The organism is Pseudomonas sp. S2_C11 (assembly GCF_054668395.1).
In genome coordinates, this window is record NZ_CP162765.1 from 3,055,103 (window position 1) to 3,075,478 (window position 20,376).

General features: G+C 62.2%; 19 protein-coding genes. 17 read left to right on the top strand and 2 right to left on the bottom strand.

All coding sequences use genetic code 11. The annotated features are described in order from the left end of the window. Window positions 1–5 precede the first annotated feature (5 nt). The 13 genes from AB4N48_RS13755 to AB4N48_RS13815 all read left to right on the top strand — a co-directional run bounded on the left by AB4N48_RS13755 (window position 6) and on the right by AB4N48_RS13815 (window position 14,880). Window positions 6–1,028 (top strand): polysaccharide biosynthesis/export family protein, encoded by a 1,023-nt coding sequence (locus AB4N48_RS13755; RefSeq protein ID WP_041478599.1) that lies wholly within the window; start codon window positions 6–8, stop codon window positions 1,026–1,028. 16 nt (window positions 1,029–1,044) lie between these two features. Further along, window positions 1,045–2,637 carry a GumC family protein gene (locus AB4N48_RS13760; RefSeq protein WP_150741567.1) on the top strand — a complete coding sequence of 531 codons (1,593 nt, stop codon included), beginning with the start codon at window positions 1,045–1,047 and terminating at the stop codon, window positions 2,635–2,637. After that, the gene (locus tag AB4N48_RS13765) at window positions 2,634–3,725 is read left to right on the top strand and encodes a glycosyltransferase family 4 protein (protein WP_460093660.1); all 1,092 of its coding nucleotides are present in this window, start codon (window positions 2,634–2,636) and stop codon (window positions 3,723–3,725) included. The genes AB4N48_RS13760 and AB4N48_RS13765 overlap by 4 nt, the downstream gene beginning before the upstream one ends. Next, window positions 3,722–5,092 (top strand): O-antigen ligase family protein, encoded by a 1,371-nt coding sequence (locus tag AB4N48_RS13770; protein ID WP_256811202.1) that lies wholly within the window; start codon window positions 3,722–3,724, stop codon window positions 5,090–5,092. The genes AB4N48_RS13765 and AB4N48_RS13770 overlap by 4 nt, the downstream gene beginning before the upstream one ends. Then, window positions 5,089–6,057 carry a glycosyltransferase family 2 protein gene (locus AB4N48_RS13775; RefSeq protein WP_150635725.1) on the top strand — a complete coding sequence of 323 codons (969 nt, stop codon included), beginning with the start codon at window positions 5,089–5,091 and terminating at the stop codon, window positions 6,055–6,057. Before AB4N48_RS13770 ends, AB4N48_RS13775 begins: the two co-directional genes overlap by 4 nt. Next, window positions 6,050–7,186: a glycosyltransferase family 2 protein gene (locus AB4N48_RS13780; RefSeq protein ID WP_150635726.1), complete on the top strand. Its 1,137-nt coding sequence runs from the start codon at window positions 6,050–6,052 to the stop codon at window positions 7,184–7,186. The genes AB4N48_RS13775 and AB4N48_RS13780 overlap by 8 nt, the downstream gene beginning before the upstream one ends. 13 nt (window positions 7,187–7,199) lie before the next feature. Then, window positions 7,200–8,201, top strand: coding sequence for a polysaccharide deacetylase family protein (locus AB4N48_RS13785; RefSeq protein ID WP_041478593.1), 1,002 nt, complete (start codon window positions 7,200–7,202; stop codon window positions 8,199–8,201). Beyond that, window positions 8,198–9,502, top strand: coding sequence for an oligosaccharide flippase family protein (locus AB4N48_RS13790; RefSeq protein ID WP_130899478.1), 1,305 nt, complete (start codon window positions 8,198–8,200; stop codon window positions 9,500–9,502). Before AB4N48_RS13785 ends, AB4N48_RS13790 begins: the two co-directional genes overlap by 4 nt. Further along, window positions 9,499–11,418 (top strand): hypothetical protein, encoded by a 1,920-nt coding sequence (locus AB4N48_RS13795; RefSeq protein ID WP_305382626.1) that lies wholly within the window; start codon window positions 9,499–9,501, stop codon window positions 11,416–11,418. Before AB4N48_RS13790 ends, AB4N48_RS13795 begins: the two co-directional genes overlap by 4 nt. Before the next feature lie 68 nt (window positions 11,419–11,486). Continuing rightward, window positions 11,487–12,176, top strand: a complete 690-nt coding sequence (locus AB4N48_RS13800; protein ID WP_095179528.1) for a GNAT family N-acetyltransferase — start codon at window positions 11,487–11,489, stop codon at window positions 12,174–12,176. A gap of 4 nt (window positions 12,177–12,180) precedes the next feature. Then, window positions 12,181–13,368, top strand: a complete 1,188-nt coding sequence (locus tag AB4N48_RS13805) for a GNAT family N-acetyltransferase (RefSeq protein ID WP_252877833.1) — start codon at window positions 12,181–12,183, stop codon at window positions 13,366–13,368. Next, on the top strand, window positions 13,340–14,131 hold the full coding sequence (locus AB4N48_RS13810) for a carbohydrate deacetylase (RefSeq protein WP_041478588.1): 792 nt from the start codon (window positions 13,340–13,342) through the stop codon (window positions 14,129–14,131). The genes AB4N48_RS13805 and AB4N48_RS13810 overlap by 29 nt, the downstream gene beginning before the upstream one ends. Window positions 14,132–14,187: 56 nt before the next feature. Continuing rightward, complete coding sequence (locus AB4N48_RS13815; protein WP_041478587.1) at window positions 14,188–14,880, top strand: GNAT family N-acetyltransferase; 693 nt, start codon at window positions 14,188–14,190, stop codon at window positions 14,878–14,880. Window positions 14,881–15,006: 126 nt separating this feature from the next. On the opposite strand, the gene AB4N48_RS13820 is transcribed toward AB4N48_RS13815, so the two are convergent. After that, window positions 15,007–15,804, bottom strand: coding sequence for a class I SAM-dependent methyltransferase (locus tag AB4N48_RS13820; protein WP_236169330.1), 798 nt, complete (start codon window positions 15,802–15,804; stop codon window positions 15,007–15,009). Window positions 15,805–16,112: 308 nt separating this feature from the next. Between AB4N48_RS13820 and relB the strand changes: the two genes are divergently transcribed. After that, complete coding sequence (relB, locus tag AB4N48_RS13825; protein WP_236169329.1) at window positions 16,113–16,304, top strand: type II toxin-antitoxin system RelB family antitoxin; 192 nt, start codon at window positions 16,113–16,115, stop codon at window positions 16,302–16,304. Continuing rightward, the gene (locus AB4N48_RS13830; protein WP_082228561.1) at window positions 16,294–16,563 is read left to right on the top strand and encodes a type II toxin-antitoxin system RelE/ParE family toxin; all 270 of its coding nucleotides are present in this window, start codon (window positions 16,294–16,296) and stop codon (window positions 16,561–16,563) included. The genes relB and AB4N48_RS13830 overlap by 11 nt, the downstream gene beginning before the upstream one ends. 73 nt (window positions 16,564–16,636) lie before the next feature. Here AB4N48_RS13830 and AB4N48_RS13835 read toward each other — a convergent pair whose 3' ends face one another. Continuing rightward, on the bottom strand, window positions 16,637–17,536 hold the full coding sequence (locus tag AB4N48_RS13835) for a LysR family transcriptional regulator (RefSeq protein WP_041478583.1): 900 nt from the start codon (window positions 17,534–17,536) through the stop codon (window positions 16,637–16,639). 235 nt (window positions 17,537–17,771) lie between these two features. Here AB4N48_RS13835 and AB4N48_RS13840 point away from each other — a divergent pair, with 235 nt between their 5' ends. Next, complete coding sequence (locus tag AB4N48_RS13840; RefSeq protein WP_460093662.1) at window positions 17,772–18,791, top strand: alpha/beta hydrolase; 1,020 nt, start codon at window positions 17,772–17,774, stop codon at window positions 18,789–18,791. A gap of 108 nt (window positions 18,792–18,899) precedes the next feature. Then, window positions 18,900–20,327 (top strand): mechanosensitive ion channel family protein, encoded by a 1,428-nt coding sequence (locus AB4N48_RS13845; protein WP_073474277.1) that lies wholly within the window; start codon window positions 18,900–18,902, stop codon window positions 20,325–20,327. Window positions 20,328–20,376: the final 49 nt, after the last annotated feature.

The window sequence follows — 20,376 nt, forward strand, 5'->3', positions numbered from 1 at the left end:
ACGCCATGAACGCCAGAATGCTTGTCCTGCTGTTGCTGCCGCTTGCGGGCTGCTCCAGCACTTCCGACACCCAGAACATGCCGGTGAATATTCTCACCGCCTCCCCGGCCAACGCCCAGGCGACCGATATGCCGAAGATCGAGCAGACCCTGCGCCCGCAGGATGTGCTGGACGTGATCTTCCATATCAGCACCAGCGGCTCGGACGCTTACCGCGTGCAATCGGGCGACCAGATCGGCCTGAATTTCACCGCCGCCAGCCAGCTCAACGGCAATCAACTGGTGCTGCCCGACGGCACCATCGAACTGCCGGGCGCCAACACCTCGGTGAAAATCGCCGGGCTGACCAGCGAAGAAGCGCGCCAGGAAATCCAGCGCGTGTATCAGCGCAAACAGCTGTTCCAGCCCAACCGCAATCAGCTTACCGTGCAGATCATCAGCCCCTTGAGCAACGAGCAGAACCTTAAAAGTGCGCTGAACCACCCGGCCACCGGTATGAGCCGGGAGATCACCGTCGGCACTGACGGCTACGCGAGTTTTCCGGAAATCGGCGCCGTGCCGCTGCAAGGCATGACCGTCAATCAACTGGAAACCTTCCTCAACAAAAAGTACGCGCAACTGCCGGGCCGCATGACCGTGGACGTGCTGCTCAAGTCCACCGCAGGCAACGAGATCTACGTGCTCGGCGAGGTCGCACAACCGGGCTCGTATCCGATCCGCCGGCCGGTGTCGGTGCTCGAGGCGCTGACCCTGGCGCGCGGTACCAACGTCAAGGCGCGGCTGGATTCGGTGGTGATCATGCGGCGCAACGGCAATCAGGTGAAAGCGGTGCGCTACGACGTCGAAAAAGCGCTGTCCGGCGACGCCCCGCAAATCGCCTACCTGCAACCGGACGACATGCTCTACGTGCCAAAAACCAAACTGGCCAGCGCCGGCGAACTCGCCCGCCAACTGGCTGATGTGGTGCTGTTCCAGGGCGTCGGTTTCAGCTTCGGCTACCGCGTCGACAACAAAGACAGTGACAACTAACTCACAGGTGACCGACATGAACCCAAAGGAAAACTACCTGCATGAGTTCTTCAGGATTTTCTTCGCCAACAAGCAACTGGTGAAGCGCGTCTTCCTGACCTTTGCAGTCATCGCCCTGCTCCTGCCGTTGCTGCTCAAACAGAGCTTCGATATCACCGCGCAGGTCATCGTGCAGTCGAAAAAACTCTCACAGGGCGACGCCACCACGTCGCTCACGGTGGACAACGCCACGTTCATTCCGCCGTCGCTGGCGGACATGGAAACCGAGAGCAACATCCTCCGCTCGCCAGCACTGATCCGTCAGACCATCAGCGAACTGCGCGACAACGGTGAATACAGCCCGCCACCTGGGGTGTTCGCCAAGTTGCTCGGCGAACCATTCAAGCGCTACGTCTCGACGCCGCTGCGCGAGTACGTGATCAATCCGCTTCGCGACGGGCTCGGCATGGAAACCGATCCGGTGCGTGACACCACCCTCGACGCCCTGACCCAGCAAGCCGTCGACAGCCTGAAAATCGAAACCCTGCCCGGTTCCAACGTGATCTCGATCACCTACAGCTTCCCGGATCCGCAGCAAGGCACGACGTTTGTCAGCGCCCTGCTGCAGAACTATCTGGTCAGCCGTCAGGCCCTGCAATCGATCGACTTGCCGCAGTCGTTCTACGAGACCAAAAAGCACCAGTATCAAGTGCGTCTCGATGGCCTGGAAGGTAATCGTCAAGCACTGCTGGAAAATGTCGGCGCAGCGGATCCGAAGGAGGAAATCACCTTCCGCCTCAACGCCATCAACACTGAAGAACAGGCGCTGAACCTGTATCAGGACCGCCTGCTGCAAAGCCAGCGCTGGCTCGAATATCTGAAAACCGCGCTCGCCGCCGCCAGCAGTAGCAAGCTCAACGACTACACCTTCCCCTACACCTTCACCACCACCGTCGACAACGTGGCGTTCGAGGACCGGGAAATCAAACAGATGGGCGAGCAACTAACCAGCCAGGTCAGCCGTTACATGAACGATCTGGCGGTGTTCCAGCCCGGCAGCGAACCGATGCTGTTGACCCGCGAGCAGATCGCCCGCACCCGTCAGCAGTTTCTCAAAGTGGTGAGCAACCGCATCCAGGAACGCACCGCCGATCTGACCGTGGTCAAGCAGGTGATCGAGCAGAAAACCGCGCGCATCGCCGAGTTCAAGAACCGCATCCGCGACCTGCAGCAGACCCAGAGCAAACTGCGCCAGATGGACACCGAGATCGATGCGCTGCACGCAGCGTTCTCGACCTATGCCCAGCGTTTTGCCGAAAGCAGCACCACGCGCTCGCTCAACGATGACCTGTCCAACGCCCGGGTACTCAGCCCGCCGTTCGAACCGACCGAGGCAGCGTTCCCGAAACCGCTGCTGATCATCCCGTTCGGGCTGTTCACCGGTCTGCTGCTGGCAATCGCGTTCGTCTACGTGCGTGAGTTCTTCGATCACCGCTTCAAGCATCCGGCGCAAATCAGCCATGAGCTGGGCCTGCCGGTGCTGTTGGTGCTCAACGAAGAAACGTCGCAGCCGGGCAATCCGCACAAGAACTGGACCATGCCGAGCCTGGTTCACTGGGTGCGCAATTGAACGCGGTGTCCACCCCAATCGTCGCCCTGCCGATCATTCATTTGCTCAGCAGCGGCGGCTTCTACGGGGCCGAGCGGATGTTGCTGGATCATTGCCTGGCCACGCCGGGGCAGCATCAGGTGCTGTTCCTCGACGCACCGCCTGAGCTGATCTCGCGCTTTCGCGAGGCTGGGGTGGACGCTCGCGCTTGTTCAGGGCCGGGCGAGCTGTTGCGGCACTTGCGTCAGCGCCGTGGCGACAAACCGTTGCTCAACACCCACAACTTCAAAGGCCTGCTGTTCGGCTGGGTCGGCGCCACGCTGTTGCGCCTGCCGCTGGTGATCACTCAGCACGGCTTCACCCCACGCAGTCGCAAGCAGAAGTTCTACACCTGGCTAAGCCTGCAACTGTGCCGCACGGCGTCGGTGAAACGGGTGGTCTGCGTGGCGGAAAGTATCGCCGTGCTGCACCGTCAGGCCAACGTCCGGACGGAGAAGTTGCAGGTGATTCCAAACGGTTTACCAGCGGCGCCAGCGACGCCGCCGCTGGCAGAGCGGCAACGCTGGCTGGCCGGTTACGTCGGGCGGTTGAGCAGCGAGAAAGGCCCGGACCTGTTCCTCGATGCGCTGATCGCATTGTGTCACCAGCATCCGCAACTGGACGCGGTGATGCTCGGTGACGGACCGGAACGCGAGGCCCTTCAGGCGCGCATCGATGCTGCCGGGTTGCAGCAGCGGATTCGCCTGCCGGGCTACCAGACGGCGATGCAAGGCTGGTGGCAGCAACTCGATGCGTTGGTGATCAGCTCGCGCACCGAGGGCACGCCAATGATTCTGCTCGAAGCGATGCAGGCCGGCGTGCCGGTGGTGGCGTTCGCGGTCGGCGGTATTCCCGATGTCCTGCAGGACCGTCACAACGGCCTGCTCGCGGCGCCGACGGATACCGCCGCCCTCGCCCGCCAGCTCGACACACTGCTGGCCGAACCGAAGCTGGCCGCGCAGTTGCGTGAAAACGCCAGACGCACCCAACAGGAGCGCTACGACCTCAAGGCTTTGGCCGAACGCTGGTCGCAGCTGTACATCCAAACGGCACGGGAGACACGCGCATGATTTTCCCGCTCTCGATCGTCAGTCTGTTCGCCCTGGTCAGCCTCGGTTTGCTGGCCAGTCCCTGGCCGTATCTGGCGCCGGGGGCGGTGATTGGCCTGGTCGGTTTCACCGTCCTGTACCGCAAGCCGACATGGGGCCTGCTCGGCATTGCCGCGCTGGTACCGTTCGAAGGGTTCTTCAAAGACAGTTCAGTGTCGGGAAGCAAGTTGCTCGGCGCCTCGCTGGCGGTGATCGTGATGCTGCAACTGGCGCTGCACCAGATTCCGTCGCAACGCCTTCGCAGCAACCTGTGGCACTGCCTGATCGGCTTCATGGTTCTGTATTTTCTCAGCCTGCTCAATACCGATGACATGGGCATGTCGCTGGGGCATCTGCGCGAACTCAGCGTTGGTCTGGTGCTGTTTGTCATTACCTTGTTGATCGGCCGCGAACTGAACCTCGACCTGTTCGCCCGGCTGGTGACCCTCGCCGTCACCGCGACCTGCGCCATGGCAATGTTCTCGGCGAAGTTTCAGGATCAGGGCCGCGCCGCCGGCCTGCTCGAAGACCCCAACGCCTTCGCTATGCTCATCGCCTTCGCCATTCCTCTGGGCCTGCTGCTGGTGATCCGCAGCCCGAACCTGCTGCACCGCTTGTTCTGGGGCGCCTGCTGCCTGCTGTTGCTGGGCGGCATGACCAAGACCGAATCGCGCTCAGGTCTGGTGGTATTGGCGTTGAGCCTGCTCATCGGCATTTGGCACTACCGCGCGCAACTGACCCACATCCGCCCACGGCATCTGGGTTTCGTCATGCTCGGTGCGGCCATCGTGATTCCGCTGGCGATCTACGCCATGCCGGCCGGTTACATGGCGCGGATCCAGTCATTGAGCATCCTCAGCGCCGGCTCCAAGGCGCAGGACGAATCCCTCGGCCGCCGTGCTTCCTACATCGTCGTCGGCGGCCAGATGATCCGCGAACATCCGGTGCTCGGCTCCGGTCCCGGGACCTTCCCGTTGCATTACGCGACCACCGGTTACGCCAAGGCGTTTTCCGCCAACCGCAAGATCGGCGATCTGTACCGGCGCGCCCACAACACCTATCTGGAAATCTTCAGCGAACTGGGCGTGCCCGCCGGGCTGTTCTTCGTCGGCATGCTCGGGCTCGGTCTGTACAACCTGATTCGCGCGCGGGCGGCGTGGATGCTGCGCGGTGATGGACATCGGGCGGACATGATGACCCACATGGGGGTGAGCTTTCTGTCGCTGACACTGTTCCTGATGTTCCTCAGCGCGCCGAACCAGAAATACGTGTGGATCATGCTGGCGCTGACCAGCGTCCTGCGCATCAAGGCCGAGCAGGCGCCACTGACCCCGGAGACGCAGGCATGAAGCGGATCAGCATCGTCATCCCGATGTACAACGAGGCGCGGCACATTGGCCGTACCCTGCTCGCCGCGCAGAAAGCCGCACACGCGGCCAACGTCGAGTGCGAGCTGATCGTGGTCGACAACGGCTCGACCGATCAGGGTCCGCAGATTGCCCGGCAGTTCGGCGCAACCGTGCTGAGCTTGCCGGGGCTGTTGATCGGCGCGCTGCGTAATCGCGGCACGGCGATCGCCAGCGGGGAATGGCTGGCCTTCATCGACGCCGACGTGGAAATGCCTGAAACCTGGTTGCAGCCCTTGTTCGACATCCAAGCCAGTGGCCAAGCCGATGTGTTCGGCCTGGATCTGCATACGCCGGCCGAGGCGCCATGGTTCGCCACGGCCTGGCAGCGGCGCACTTCGCAGCCGTCGCACCGCGTCAGCCACAGTGTCGATTGGCTGCCCAGTTCCAACCTGCTGATGCGTCGCGACTGGTTCGACAAGGTCGGCGGTTTCAACGAGGCCCTGCGCACTGGCGAAGACAAGGAATTCACCCTGCGCCTGCACGAACAGGGCGCGCGTCTGCTGTCGGTCAATGACAAGGTCGCGCTGCACTGGGGTTACGAGATGAACTGGCGCGAATGGATGGGCAAGGAAATGTGGCGTCAGGGCAGCCATCTGCAACTGCTGCGCACCCATGGCATGAGCCTGCGCCTGCTGCGCTTTCCAATATTGTCGTTGTTGGTGTGGATCCTCGATTTCCTGGCGATTTCCGCACTGCTAGACGGCTTTCCCCATCACGCGGCGGTGATGGTCACCCTGACCGTGATCCCCGGTCTGGTCCTGAGCGTTCGCCAGAGCATCAAGCACCGCGATCCGATTCTGCTCCTGCAACTGTGGGGCCTGCACTGGCTGCGCCTGCACCTGGCCGGCGCGGCGTTCATTTTGAGTCTGTGTCAATGGAACGCAAGGAGGCCTGCCCGTGGCTGAGTTCATTTTCTGGATGTGCCTGTTGCTGCCGGTCTACGCCTACGTCGGCTACCCGCTGTTGCTGACGATCCTCGCGCCGCTGTTTCCAGCGTGGCGACACACGCCGGCGCCGCCGCTGAACGTCAGCATCGTCATCGCCGCGCACAACGAGGCGCGGCATATCGAGCACAAGTTGCGCACGCTGCTGGCCCAGGATTATCAACCGGCAACGCTGCAGATCATTCTCGCCAGCGACGGCTCTACCGATGACACCGTGGCCTGCGCGCACAAAGTGATTGATCCGCGCATCACCGTGCTTGACCTGCCGCGTCAGGGCAAAGCCGCCACGCTGAATGCCGGCGCGGCCCTGAGCAGCGGCGACATTCTGGTGTTCACCGATGCCGACAACCAATGGTCACGCGACACCCTCGGTCACTTGCTCGCGCCGCTGAGCGATCCACAGGTCGGCGCTTGCGCCGGGCACATGGTGATCCCGGTCACCGGTGGCGGTCTGAGTGTCGGCGACAGCCTCTATCGGCATTACGAAGGCTGGTTGCGCCGGGTCGAGAACCGCACCGGTTGCATGGTCTCGGCCGACGGCGCCCTGCTCGCCCTGCGCCGCGAGCTGTTCCAGAACGTACCGGCCGAGGTCAACGACGACTTCTTTATCAGCACCTGCGCGCCGGTAGCCGGCAAGCGCATCGTCTACGTGCCCGAAGCGCAAGTGATCGACCATGGCGTCGACGAGGCGGACAAACAGTTTCGCCGCCGTCAGCGCGTCACCGTCGGCGGCCTGCAAAGCCTGGCCCAGCGCCGCGAACTGCTCAATCCGCTCAAGCATGGCCTGTATTCCCTGGCGTTGATCAGCCACAAATTGATCCGCCGCCTGGCGCCGGTACTCCTGCTGCCATTGCTGCTGAGCAATTGCTGGCTGTGGGACGAGCACGCTTTCTATCGCCTGAGCCTGATCGCGCAACTGTTCGGCTACAGCGTGGCAATTGCCGGGCTGCTGGATGCGCAACACCGCTTGCCGAAACCGTTCCGCCTCGCCGCGTTTCTGCTGGTCACCCTCGCCGGGATGAGTCTCGGCCTGTGGCAGTTCCTGCGCGGTCAGCGGTATGCCCAGTGGAATCCGGAACAGAACCGTTAAGAGGACCGAAGCCATGGCGATCAAACAACTGATAAAAAGCACCAGTGGCTGGCTCTATCTCAACTCGCCGGTGGGCCGTCAGCAGTTGCAGGGCGCGGGGGTGATTCTGATGCTGCACCGCGTGCTGTCGAATGACCGCGCCGCCGACCTGCCGCACCGCAATGAACTGTGCGTCGGACCGAAAGCGTTCGAGCATTTGCTGGTGTGGCTGCGCAAGCATTTCGACTGCGTGCCGCTGATGGAAATTCTCCAGCCCAACGCCCTGCGCAGTGAACGCCCAAGGGTGGCGCTGACCTTTGACGATGGCTGGCGTGACAACGCCGTCAACGCCTTCCCGTTGCTGCAGAAACACCAGGTGCCGGCGAGCATTTTCCTCTCCACCGATTTCATCGGCAGCCGCCAGCGCTTCTGGTGGGAAAGCCTTGGCGAAACCCTATGGGGCAGCCATGGCGATAAAGCACGCATGCACCTGATCGAATGCCTGCATGCGCGCAAACATCCGCTGCCGGTGCTGCTTGATGACATCGATGTCGAGCGCCGCAGCCTGGCGCTGCTGCATTACCTGCAAGGGCTGAAAAGCCTGGCCCCGCAGGAGCTGGAAGAACTCACCGACGAATGCCCGAAGGACTCGCTGCCACAGGCACTGGACTGGCATCAGGTGCGGGCAATGGAAGCCTCCGGTCTGGTGCGGTTCGGCCCGCACGGCGCCAGCCACGCAATCCTCACCGGTCTCGATGATGCGCGCCTGAGCGAAGAAATCCGCCGCAGCCGCGACGCATTGAACAACGGCTGCAACCGACCTCTACCGGTCTATTGCTACCCCAACGGCGACAACGATGATCGCGTTCGCCAGCAGGTCGCGGACCACGATTACCCGTTTGCGCTGGGCACCGGCACCGGGATCTATCGCGGCGACGGCGATCCGCTGAACCTGCCGCGTTTCGGCGTCAGCCAGCGCACCGCGCGCCATCCGCAATTGCTGTCGTGGCGGATCTACCGGGGAGCGCGGCCATGAGCCGAGGCAACTACCTCAAGCACCTCGCGTTGAGCATGGGCACCAAGCTGGCGATGATCGCCTTGCGTTTGCTGCGCAACGTCTTGCTCGCGCGGATTCTCGGCCCCAGCGAACGCGGCCTGTTCGCCCTGCTCAGCACCCTGCCTGACCTGATCAGCGCGGCCACCAGCGGCGGTTTGAATTCGGCGGTCGGTTATCAGGCGGCCAAGCAGCGGCCGATGGGTTTGCTGCTCAGCCAGGTGCTGGTGTTCGGTTGTTTGCTGGCCGGTTTGCTGACTTTGCTGGTGGTGGCGCTGGTGCGCGAATTCGGCACGCAACTGGACGTGACCACGCAACTGGGCCTGCTCGCCTGGCTGTTGCTGCTGGCGGTGCCGTTGACCGTGTTGAAAAGCGGCCTGCTGACCCTGCACAACGCCTCGGGTGGCGTGGTCGCGTTCAACGTCTTGCGCCTGATCGAATCGCTGGCGCCGCTGTTGCTGTTCGTCGCGCTGTTCTGGATGTGGCAGAGCGCGGCGTTGGAGGCAGCGCTGATCAGTTGGCTGGCCGGTATCAGTCTGGTGGTGCTCGCCGGTTGGGTCTGGCTGAAGCGGGCGCAGCCATTGCAGCTGCAATGGGATCGCGCCAGCCAGAAGGAGCTGCTGCGCTACAGCGCGCGCAGCCATCCCGATCTGCTGTTCCAGCAAGTGATTTTGCGCTCCGATTACCTGTTTATCGGCGCCCTGCTCGGTAGCACCGCGCTGGGCCATTACGCCATGGCCAGCGCTGCTGCCGAATTGCTGTTGATCGTCCCCGAAGCGGTGACTACGCCCCTGATGAAACGCCTGCTGCAACAGGATGAAGGCATGGACAAGGTCACTCCGCTGGCGCTGCGCCTGACCGCGACGGTGATGCTCGGCGCCTGTTTGAGCATGGCCGTGATCGGCGAGTGGTTGATCGTCACCCTGTTTGGCGCTGCCTACCAACCGGCGTACCCGGCGCTGCTGGCGTTGCTGCCGGGGCTGTTGGGTCTGTGCTACGCGAGCATTCTGCGCCTGGACTTGCTGGGCAAGAATCGCCCCGGCTCGGTGTCGTTGTTGATGGGCCTGGGCGCGCTGCTCAATCTGGCGCTGAACCTGGTGCTGATTCCGGCCTACGGCATCGTCGGCGCCGCCGCCGCATCATCGATCGCCTATCTGGCGGTGACCGTGGCCATGCTCGTGCTGTATTGCCGTTTGAGCGCTGTGCCGTTCTGGCAAACCCTGATCATCCTGCCCCGCGACGTGCTGCCGATGTGGTCGATGCTGCAGAGGAAGCCCGCATGAAAGGCTGGTACCTGCTGTTCGGTCTCGGCCTGTCGCTGGACGCTTTGGCGGCGTCGATGCGCTGGGGCGAAATTCGTGACGGCAGTCTGTTTCTGCAAACCGATCAGCCTGACAGCGTGACCGTGCGCTGGACCCCGGCGTGGCAAGCGGATGCCAACGAAGAGCAACTGTACCTGCTCGACGGTCGCGGCAAATTGCTCGGCGAACGCTTGATCAAGGCCAGCGAAACCCGTGGCAGCCAGACCTGGCCGCTGCTGCCCGGCGCGGCGAGTTATCGACTGGAAATTCCCGGCTACAGCTTCCGCCACTACCGCATCGAACACGATGAACGCACCGTTGCCCTGTTTGCCCCGGCCAAAGTGCACTTCAGTGCCGAAAGCAAAAATGGCGACGTGCTGTATTTCAAAGTCGCGGCCGGTGAGCATGCAGTGCTCGCCGGCAAGTTTCACGGCGGCGTCACCGCGCTACAGGCGCAGCGGATCGGCGACCACCAGGCGCTGACTCTCGCACTAAAGCCCTATCGCGCCTATTGGCAGTTCGATCAGGTCGCGTTGCCAGTCAGCCCCCGCGAGCAGGTCTGGCGCCTGCAACTGCAGGGCAGCGGCAAAGCGGCGTTCTGGCTTGATGGCACGACTAATCTGTTTGCGCAGAATCCGCAGCAACTGCAACCGCTGCGCGAAGACGTCGGAGATGTCCGGCTGGTGCTGCATGACAAAGTCCTCGGGCGCACGCCGGATCTCGGTATTGCCCTGCCCTACGTGATGCCGCCCGCAGCCAGCCACGCGCTGCTCGATGCGCTGAAGCCGACGGCGGCGAGCTATTACAGTTTCGTCGACGTCACGGCGCAGAACCCGCAATTCGAAGACGCATTCCGCCGGGTCTATCAGCAGCGCTTCGGCATTCGCAACGACATCACCCTGCTGGCCGGCAGTCAGCGCCAGGCCGATCTGCGCGCCGACGTGCAGAGCAACAGCGGCCTCGACGCCTGGCTGGCGAGCACCCGCGCGCTGGGCGGCAATGGCACGCATTACATCGGCTTTGCCGACGAACCCAATCTCAACTATTCCAGCTACGGGCAATATCAGGCGATTTTCACCAGCATGGCCCGTCAGGTGCGCAGCGACCCGGCGAATGCCCGCGCCGGTGTGCGCATCGCCATGCCGGCCAGTTCGCGACTGGTCAACGGCCCGTTCGCCGATAACGCGGCGGACAAGCGCGGAATCGATTGGGCACGGCGCCTGCTCAGCGAGTCAGCCGATCAGGTCGATGCACTGGCCTGGCATGAATGGATGATTCGCGATCTGCTCGCCACCCGCGTCTACCGCGACAGCGTACGCCGTGCCGCCGAACTGGTCGGCCGCGACGCCAATGGTCAGCCGCGCAAGGCCTTGCTTCTCGATCAGACCAACCTGTCCAGCGGCTCCAGCCTCAGCCCCTACGATCAGGAAACCCACTACACCTCGCTGTGGTGGGCCTCAGTGGTGATCAATGCCTCGCAGGACGGTTTGCTGAGCATGCTCAACTGGTTTCAGGCCGCTGACGAACCGCATTACCCCAAAGGCATGTTGCGCGTGTTGGGCGACGATCGCTTCGAGCTGAAACCGGTCGGCCTGGCCCAGCAATTCATCGCCCGCCACTGGCTGCACCAGGTGCTGCAACTGGACAACGATGCCTTTGAGGTGGATGTGCTGGCGATGGCCGGCGACGAGCAGCGCACGTTGCTCGGAGTGAACAAAGGTACGCGCCTGCAACGCGTCGATCTGAGCGGCGCCCGATGCCCGCTCAACCATGGCGCCCTGCGTTACTTCGGCGCCGACAATCGCAGCCGCGACGCACCGTTTGCCTGCGACAACGGGCGCGTGCGTTTCGAACTGCCGGGACAAACCCTGTTTGCCCTGAGCTGGAGCGCTTCATGAGCCGCCCTTCGATGCTCTGCCGCGTGGGCTTGATGCCGCGCATGGCACCCTCATCAGGAGAAGAGACCATGGATGTTTTGCAAAAACTCAGCGGACATATTCGTCGTAAAGGCCTGCGAGCGACCTTGGGCAAGATCCGCAAACTGTACATTTTTTCCCATCAGCAACTGCTGTGGATGGAGCGCGACCTGGTCAGCCCGGTGCCGCCGCACAAGCTCAAACCCTATCCGCCGCTGCGCGTGGTCAGGATCACCGCGGACAACGCCAGCGCTTTCGCGCGTTACTTTGGCGACCGTGTCGGCACGATGGCCGAGCTGGCCAAAGAGGGCCACACCGGGCACATGCATGTCGACGAGCAAGGCGATGCCGTGGCGTTTATCTGGGGCACGCCGCGCAGTTATTTCGATCGGCACTACTACGGCTGCCGATTCCCGGTGAAGCCCGGCGAGTTCTTCGAGTTCGGCGGCGAACTGGCCCGGGCCTACTGGGGGACAGAGCTGTCGGTGGACCTGCAATTGCGCCTGTGGGAAGCCATGGCCGCCCAGGGCTGCCGAAAAGTGGTCGATGTCTGTGAGTCGACCAACATCCCGGCACTCAAGCTGCATCTGCGCATGAGCTATACCGAACAACGGCGGATCATGAATATCTACACGCTGTTCGGCCGCTGGCGCTTCTATCGCGAAACCCGCTACAGCGGTTCGCGCCTGGCGGCGCTGGGTAAAACTTCCCGTCCACCTGTCAACGCAACGGCGGCCTGAACCTATGGTGATGCGATTCGAATGGTGCACGTCCCTGTGCGCCGCCGACTTCCCGGCAACCGCGTATGAAACGCTGCGCCTGGGCGTGACCGACCATACGCCGTTCAACAATCTCGGCTGGTTATGTGCGGCGGAACAGGCTCTGGGTGAGGATCAGCGCCTGCACATTCTGCTCGGTTGGGAAGCCGCAGAACTACGCCTGTGCCTGCCGCTGGTAGCCAGCCGCGAGCGCTTCGCCGGCGTGCCGTTTCGGGTCTTGCATCACTTGGGTTATCCGCTGGCTGATCGTCTGGCCCTGCTGTCGTTGCTCGGCGGCGCGGACATGCACGAGGCGCTGCTGTTGATTCGCCAGCGCCTGCCCCATGCGCTGCTGCAACTCAATGAATTGTCGGAGCCTGCGGGTGAAGAAAGTGCCGTCACCGCATGGATGGCGCGCAGTTCCACGGCCGAGCGACGCCTGAGCTGCCGGGTGCCAGTGCATCTGATCAGCGAAGCCGACCATCAGGAAGTCTCCGGCGACCCGCGCTACAAACTGCGCCGGGCACGCAAACGGATTGCCGCGTGCGGTGCGCAGATCCGCCGGATTACCCCGGATGCGCTGAGCATGGCTGCCTTGTTGCAGACCATCAGCGAAGTCGAGGCGGTGAGCTGGAAAGGCGATGAAGGCGTCGGGATTTTCGCCACACCGCGCAGTCGCCAATGGATCGAACGCGCTTTCACCGCCCTCGCCGGCCAAGGCCTGGTACGCGTGGTGATGCTCGAGCTGAACGGCCGCTGCATCAGCTATCGCCTCGGCCTGCTCGAACAGGGCCGGCTCTACGATTACAACCTCGCCTTCCTGCCGCAGTACGCCGATCTCGGCAGTGGCCGGGTGTTGCTGGAGGAATGGATTCGCTGGGGCCTGGACGAGCACTGGCGCTGGATCGATGCCTCGCGGGTCAGCCTGGAAAACTCCAGCCATCAACTGCACGAACGCATGACCGGGCAATTGGAACACTGGCGCTGGAGTTTCTATTCGTGGCGCCCAAGTGGGCTGGCATTGGGTCTGGCGCTGCGCATCTGGTATCGCTGCAAGCCCGCCGTGCAGCAGTGGCGCACCAGGCGCGCCAACAAAAAATCGGCAGCACTGGTGCAACCTGTCGCAATCACTCCGGAGGGCGGCCATGCCTCGCCAAGTCATAGTCAACGCTGATGACTTCGGTCTCAGCGCCAACGAAAACGCAGTGATCTTCGCTGCCTTCCAGGCCGGCCTGATCAGCTCGGCCACGGCCATGGCCAACATGCCGGCGTTTGAAGCCGCCTGCACCATGGCCCGCCATCCGACGCTGCAAGGTCGGATCGGTCTGCACTTCAACCTGACCTACGGGCGCCCGCTGAGCCAGGCGATCCTGGGGCGGCGGACCTTTTGCGATGGCAACGGCGTGTTCGACCTCAACCTGCCCCGCCACAGCCTGTGGCTGAGTCGCGCAGACCGTGACGCGGTGCGCGCCGAGTTACAGGCGCAGTGGCAACGCTGCGTCGATCACGGCATGCGCCCGAGCCATATCGACTCGCACCAGCACGTACACAACATCTGGCCAATCGGCGAAGTCGTCGCGAAGTTTGCCGCCGAGCAAGGCGTACCGATTCGGCTGGCGCGCAACCTCGGGCACAACCTCACGTTGCCCAAGCGCCTATTCAAGGGTTTGCTCAATGGCCGTTTGCAGAGTCTGGCGCGGGTCACCGCCGATTACGTCTGCACGCCGGTGGACCTGCGCAATGCCAGCGTCCCCAGCGACGGCGTGCTGGAAATCGTCGCCCACCCGACCCGCCTCGGCGTCGATTTCGGTGATGCCTATCTCGACTCCGGCGAGTCTTTGAGCGAGGTAATCGAACAGGGTTTGAGAGGCGTCGCGCGAGTCTCGTATGCCGACCTCAATCGAGAGGAAACGCAGGGCGCTACGGCGCTCGAATGAATCACCGCTGTAACGACACTCACCACAACATCCGGGCCAAGACCCTGGAGGGCATCATGAGCATCATCACCAAAGTGCAAGATCGCATCAGACAGAAAGGCCTGGGCCGCACCGTCGGCACGTTGTGGAAACGCTACGTGTTCTTCCACTGGGAACTGCTGTGGATGGAGCGCGACCTGGTCAGCCCGGTGCCGCCACACAAACTGCGCCCGTATGAAGGCCTGCGCAAAGTCGACATCACCCCGGAGAACGCCGTGGCGTTCAGCAAACACTTCGGCGACCGAGTCGGCACCATGGCCGAACTGGCTGCCGAGGGCCACACCGGGCACATGTACCTCGACGCCGATGGCCACGCCGTGGGCTTTATCTGGGGCAGCATTCGCGACTACCACGACCGCCACTATTACGGCTGCACCTTCCCGGTCAAACCCGGCGAGTTCTTCGAATTCGGCGGCGAAATGATCCGCGCCTACTTCGGCAGCAGCCTGTCGGTGGACGTGCAGGTCGCGCTGTGGCAAGCGATGGCGGCGCAGGGTTGCACCAAGGTGGTCGACGTCTGTGAAACCCACAACATCCCGGCGCTTAAACTGCATATCCGCATGGGTTATCAGGAACAAGGTCGGGTGACCCACGTTTACTGCCTGTTCGGCCGCTGGAAATTCTTCCGCGAAACCCGCTATGAAGGCTCACGCCTGGACCCGTTGCGCAAACCGGGCCGGCCGGTGGTAAGTGCCGCGGCGCAGGCTTGATCCGGCCTTGTGAAATGTGGCGGTCGCAAGGCCGCCATCGCGAGCAGGCTCGCTCCCACACTGGAATGCGTTTCCCTGTGGGAGCGAGCCTGCTCGCGAAGAGGCCAGCCGTCGCAAAAAAAGTTCTCAGGCCTTGCTCGCCACCAGGCTAAAGCACATCGGCAGCTGCGCCTGCTGGTTCAGGTAGCAGTCATACACCTCTTCCCGGTTCGAATGCGCATATTCCTTAAAATCCACAATGCTCAGCCCCGCTCCAATGGCGCCGCTGAAGATCGCGCCCAGCGTATGCACGAACCAGTACGACTTTGCCGCCGGCTGCTCGACTTTACCTACGTAAACGATCGGCTCTTGCTGCACAAACGGCTCGGCACGGAAGTACGAGCTGGCGAGGCGGTAGGGATCTTCAGCCTGCGGATCAACCATTTCCAGAAACGGATGGGTTTCGTAGATCACCAGCTTGCCGCCCGGCTTCAGCACCTGCGCGACATGACGGAAGAATTCGCCGATGTCAGGCATCCAGTTGAGTACCCCGATGGTGATCAGGGCGACGTCGAAGCGGTTATGCAGCGATGCGGGCAGATGGTGGATGTCGCTCTCGACGAATTCGGCAGTATGCGGCGAGCGGCTGTTGAGCTCGCGGGCCTGCTCAAGAAACGCTGCCGATTGATCGACGCCGACGACACTGCGCGCACCCAGCGCAAACAGCGACAGGCTCTCCCGACCGTTATTGCAGCCCAGTTGAATCACGTCTTTGCCGTCGACTTCCAGCAAGCCGCGCAAGGTGTCATCGAGGCAGCAAAACTCCCCCTGCGCAACATCGCTGAGCAATGCCTGCCAGTCCGGTGAATCCTGATGATGGCGAGCGGAATCGTTCCACGCCTGTCGATTGCTTTCGATGGCGGTTTTGGGGTTGGGCACTTCCATGGCGCTACTCCGGGTGAAGCTCGTGATTGAGCGGCGTGAGTGTAGAACAGACGCGGGGTGGCGGTTGTTCCAATGTTGTAATCACACTGCGCAGTCCTCTTCAGCGAGTCCTACAGAAAAAGGAAGGAACTCGGGAAACCCCAACCGTTTTCCTACATCTTCCGTCGGTTGGCCGTCGGAAGCGCTCAGTCTAGGATTTGTCGAACTACAAGTACTCATGGAGCTCGACCAAGATGCAGTTCATCCAGACAACGACGACAGCAATCCCTGTACCGAATAGACTGCCAGGCATTGATCCCGGAGGCACTATGGACGGCAAAATCTTTCCCGACGATTCAGGGTTTGAAAACAACGAGCAGGCTGCCAGTCATGATCGCTGGTTGCGAGCCAAGGTGCAGGCGTCCAGAGATGATCCCCATCCGAGTCTCCCCCATGAGGACGTGATGGCGGACATGCATGCCTTGATCGAATCCATGCGAAAAAAGGCCGATGCAGATTGAGTGGCGGCCCGAAGCCAAGGCCGATCTTTCGAACATCCTCAGATACATTGGCGAGAGAAACTTTGCAGCCGCAGTGAGTCTCTCGAAATCCATCGAAGAATCCACAACCTCACTCTCCGTTCATCCCCATCTCTACCGTAAAGGTCGATCTCCCGGCACCCGGGAAATCGTTGTCCATCCTAACTACGTAGTGATTTATGAGGTGACGGATCGAATCGAGATACTTAGCGTTTTGCATACCCGACAGGAATATCCATAAAGACATCGCAGGAAACGGTGTGACCTTCGCCCGATCGATAACACGCCGTTTGTTTGCCCAGTAGGCACCACTATCAAAGATTCACATGACTCTGGTTAAGCCGCTCACGCAAAAACTCCACCAGCGCCTGCACCGGCCGCGAAGCCTGGCGATGCTGCGGATAAACTGCCGACAGGGTCAGCGGCTCCGGGCGTAAATCATCCAGCACCGGTACCAGCCGCCCGTCCTTCAGCGCCGCACCGACGATGAAGGTCGGCAGATAAGTAATGCCCATCCCCTGCACCGCGGCGTCTCGCAGCAGTTCGCCATTGTTGACGCGCATGCGGCCGGCGACGTTGATCAGCAGCGGTTTGCCCGGCGCTTCGTTGAAACGCCATTGCACCGAGCGCCCGTGGCCGTAAGGCAGGCAGTCGTGGCTGTGCAGGTCTTCAGGCTTTAGCGGTGTGCCGCGTTCGGCGAGGTAGGCCGGGCTGGCGCAGTAGACCCGTTCGATGCTGGCGATACGTCGGGCGATCAATGTCGAGTCCTCCAGCACGCCGATGCGCAGGGCCAGGTCGTAGCCTTCGCCGAGCAGGTCGACCGGACGATCGCTCAGATCCACTTCGACGGTGACTTCGCGATAACGCTGCAGGAATAGCGGTAGCAGACAACCCAGATGCGCCACGGCAAACGACAACGGCGCGCTGAGGCGAATCGTGCCGCGCGGCTCGGCGGTTTCGCCGGCGATGCCCTGCTCGACCTGTTCCACCTCACCCAACAAGCGCAACGCCGATTCGTAATAGCTCTGCCCCAGCGGGGTGACGTCGAGCCGGCGGGTCGAGCGATTCAACAAGCGCACACCGAGGCGCTCTTCCAGTTGCATCAAACGGCGGCTGACGAACTGCTTGGACAGCCCCAACTGATCGGCCGCGGCGGTGAAGCTGCCGGAGTCCATGACCTGGCAAAAAATACGCATGTCTTCGAACGGGTTCATTGTCACTCTCTGGTGGACAGTTAAACGCTTTATAGCCGCTTTTTCGCTTTTCAGCAGCCCATTAATCTGTGCTCACGGTTTGAAAACAACCCTGAACACAAAGAGCTGCCGAAGGCAGCCATCTGATCGTTGGGACGCGGAGCGTCCCCGGCTGCATTCCCACGCAGAGCGTGGGAACGATCAGATCGCAGCCTTCGGCAGCTCCTACATCACACATTCAAAAATGGAATTGAACATGAGCATCAAGAAAACCCTCGCCGCATCCCTCCTCGCCCTGTCCGTCAGCAGCGCTTTCGCCGCTGGCAGTCCTGGCGTCGAACACAACACCCAGGCGTTCCTCGATGCCCTCGCCGCTGGCGGTGGTCGTCCGCTGGAGCAACTGAGCCCGAAGGACGCCCGTGCAGTGCTGACTGGTGCCCAAGCTTCGGTAAAGGTTGATCTGTCCGGCGTGGAAGTCAGCGACAAGGCGATCAAGGTCGACGGCCAGACCATCAACCTGAAAGTGGTGCGCCCGGCCAAGGTCAAGGGCGAGTTGCCGGTGTTCATGTTCTTCCACGGTGGCGGCTGGGTGCTGGGTGACTTCCCGACGCACCAGCGCCTGATCCGTGATCTGGTGGTCGGCTCTGGCGCTGTTGCGGTGTATGTCGATTACACGCCATCGCCGGAAGCGCAGTACCCGACCGCGATCAATCAGGCTTACGCCGCGACGAAATGGGTGGCCGAACACGGCAAAGACATCGGTGTCGATGGCAAACGTCTGGCAGTGGCCGGCAACAGCGTCGGCGGCAACATGGCGGCGGTCGTGGCGTTGATGGCCAAGGAGCAGAAAACCCCTGCCCTGCGCTTCCAGCTGTTGATGTGGCCGGTGACCAATGCGCAATTCGACGACGGTTCTTACCAGCAATTTGCCGAGGGCCACTTCCTTACCAAGGGCATGATGCAGTGGTTCTGGGACAACTACACCACCAACCCGGCCGAGCGTGCGCAGATCCATGCCTCGCCGCTCAACGCCAGCGCCGAACAGCTCAAGGGCCTGCCCGCTGCGCTGGTGCAGACCGCCGAGTTCGACGTGCTGCGTGATGAAGGTGAAGGCTATGCGCGACACCTGGATGCGGCCGGCGTGCCGGTGACCTCGGTGCGTTACAACGGGATGATTCATGACTTCGGCCTGCTCAATCCGCTGAGCCAGATTCCGGAAGTCAAAGCGGCGGTGCGTCAGGCGGCGGCCGAGCTGAAGACTCATCTGAATCCATAAAAGCAAAAGATCGCAGCCTGCGGCAGCGCCTACCCTGGAATACGATTCCCTGTAGGAGCCGCCGCAGGCTGCGATCTTTTTTCTCACCAGCGTCGCGGAGTACCGGTCATGACCCTTTTCTACGCCCACCTGCTGTCCTGGAGCGCTGTGCTGTTGCTGCTCGACGCCGCGCTCTGGCATTTCTCGCCCTTCAGCCATCGCGCGCCGCGAGTCGGCGTGCGTCTGGCGCTGTTTCTGGCGTTCAGCGCGCTTGTGATCAACGCCGGTGTCAGCCCGTTGCAGGCGCCGCTTTTCGCTGATGATCGCGTGGCACAACTGGGGGCGACGGCGCTGGGGATTCTCTGGTGGCTGTATGCGGCACGGGTGCTGACCGAAGTGATCGGCCTGGCGCTGATGCGCCGCATTGGTCACAGCGGTCGCTTGCTGCAGGATGTCATCGGTGCGCTGGTGTTTCTGGTAGCGATTGTCGCGGCAGCCGGTTACGTGCTGGAGCTGCCGGTCAAAGGTCTGCTCGCCACCTCCGGGGTGGTCGCCATCGTGGTCGGTCTGGCGCTGCAAAGCACCCTCGCCGATGTGTTTTCCGGCATCGTCCTCAACACCACCAAGCCGTATCAGGTGGACGATCTGGTGATGATCGACGGCGTCGAAGGCAAGGTCTTCGATATCGACTGGCGCGCCACGCACCTGCTGACCAGCGCCGGCACCATGGCCGTAGTACCGAACTCGGTGGCGGCCAAGGCGAAAATCGTCAATCTCAGCCGGCCGAGCAACATGCACGGCGTCTCGATCAGTATCAAAGTGCCGAACCACATTCGCCCGCGGCGGGTATTGGATGCCCTTGATCGTACCTTGCAGGGCAGCAGTTCGCTGTTGCTCAGCCCGGCGCCGAAAGCCGTACTCAAAGAAGCCGGCGAAACCATGTCGGAATACGTTGCCAGCGGTTTCATCGCTGAGCTGGGCAAGAAGAGCGAAGTGCGCAATCAACTGTTCGACCTCGCCCACCGTCATCTCGAAGCGGCGGGTATTTCCCGGCATCCCGACGGCGTGATCGAACCGTCGAGCCGCGCCCGTGCGTTGCTGGATGAGGTGAAGATTTTCCGCTCGCTGAGCAGCGAGGAACGTGATCGCCTGGCTGAGTCGATGGTCGCGCAGCAGTACACGGCCGGTCAGGTGGTGCTGGATCTGGACGAGGTGCCGGACAGTCTGTTCGTGATCGCCACGGGCGTGGTCAGCGCGACGGTGCCGGACGGCAATGGCCAGACCGAGGCCGGGCGCATGGGGCCGAGCGAAGTCATGGGCGAACAGAGCATTCTTGCCGATACACCGTCGCAGGCGACGTTCACAGCGCTGACGTCGAGCATCATCTATCGTCTCGACAAACAGTTGACCCGTGAGTGCATGGACAAGCGCAGCGAAGTCGGCCGGGCCTTGAACAAATTGCAGGCGGTGCGTCAGCAGAACAGTCGCCTCGCGTTGATGGCCAAACCGGTGGCGGTGAAGAAAGGTGGTTTTTTGGGGTGGTTGCAGAAGCGCTAACAGCAAAAGATCGCAGCCTTCAGCGGCTCCTACGGGAAAATGCATTCCC

What these genes read in the sequence shown, in the direction of transcription:
- AB4N48_RS13790 (WP_130899478.1), top strand. Translation starts at nt 8,198, where the DNA reads ATGAGCCGAGGCAACTACCTCAAGCACCTCGCGTTGAGCATGGGCACC.
- AB4N48_RS13785 (WP_041478593.1), top strand. Translation starts at nt 7,200, where the DNA reads ATGGCGATCAAACAACTGATAAAAAGCACCAGTGGCTGGCTCTATCTC.
- AB4N48_RS13805 (WP_252877833.1), top strand. Translation starts at nt 12,181, where the DNA reads ATGGTGATGCGATTCGAATGGTGCACGTCCCTGTGCGCCGCCGACTTC.
- AB4N48_RS13815 (WP_041478587.1), top strand. Translation starts at nt 14,188, where the DNA reads ATGAGCATCATCACCAAAGTGCAAGATCGCATCAGACAGAAAGGCCTG.
- AB4N48_RS13770 (WP_256811202.1), top strand. Translation starts at nt 3,722, where the DNA reads ATGATTTTCCCGCTCTCGATCGTCAGTCTGTTCGCCCTGGTCAGCCTC.
- AB4N48_RS13795 (WP_305382626.1), top strand. Translation starts at nt 9,499, where the DNA reads ATGAAAGGCTGGTACCTGCTGTTCGGTCTCGGCCTGTCGCTGGACGCT.
- AB4N48_RS13810 (WP_041478588.1), top strand. Translation starts at nt 13,340, where the DNA reads ATGCCTCGCCAAGTCATAGTCAACGCTGATGACTTCGGTCTCAGCGCC.
- AB4N48_RS13845 (WP_073474277.1), top strand. Translation starts at nt 18,900, where the DNA reads ATGACCCTTTTCTACGCCCACCTGCTGTCCTGGAGCGCTGTGCTGTTG.
- AB4N48_RS13830 (WP_082228561.1), top strand. Translation starts at nt 16,294, where the DNA reads ATGCAGATTGAGTGGCGGCCCGAAGCCAAGGCCGATCTTTCGAACATC.
- AB4N48_RS13835 (WP_041478583.1), bottom strand. Translation starts at nt 17,536, where the DNA reads ATGAACCCGTTCGAAGACATGCGTATTTTTTGCCAGGTCATGGACTCC.
- AB4N48_RS13755 (WP_041478599.1), top strand. Translation starts at nt 6, where the DNA reads ATGAACGCCAGAATGCTTGTCCTGCTGTTGCTGCCGCTTGCGGGCTGC.
- relB (WP_236169329.1), top strand. Translation starts at nt 16,113, where the DNA reads ATGGACGGCAAAATCTTTCCCGACGATTCAGGGTTTGAAAACAACGAG.
- AB4N48_RS13775 (WP_150635725.1), top strand. Translation starts at nt 5,089, where the DNA reads ATGAAGCGGATCAGCATCGTCATCCCGATGTACAACGAGGCGCGGCAC.
- AB4N48_RS13800 (WP_095179528.1), top strand. Translation starts at nt 11,487, where the DNA reads ATGGATGTTTTGCAAAAACTCAGCGGACATATTCGTCGTAAAGGCCTG.
- AB4N48_RS13820 (WP_236169330.1), bottom strand. Translation starts at nt 15,804, where the DNA reads ATGGAAGTGCCCAACCCCAAAACCGCCATCGAAAGCAATCGACAGGCG.
- AB4N48_RS13760 (WP_150741567.1), top strand. Translation starts at nt 1,045, where the DNA reads ATGAACCCAAAGGAAAACTACCTGCATGAGTTCTTCAGGATTTTCTTC.
- AB4N48_RS13840 (WP_460093662.1), top strand. Translation starts at nt 17,772, where the DNA reads ATGAGCATCAAGAAAACCCTCGCCGCATCCCTCCTCGCCCTGTCCGTC.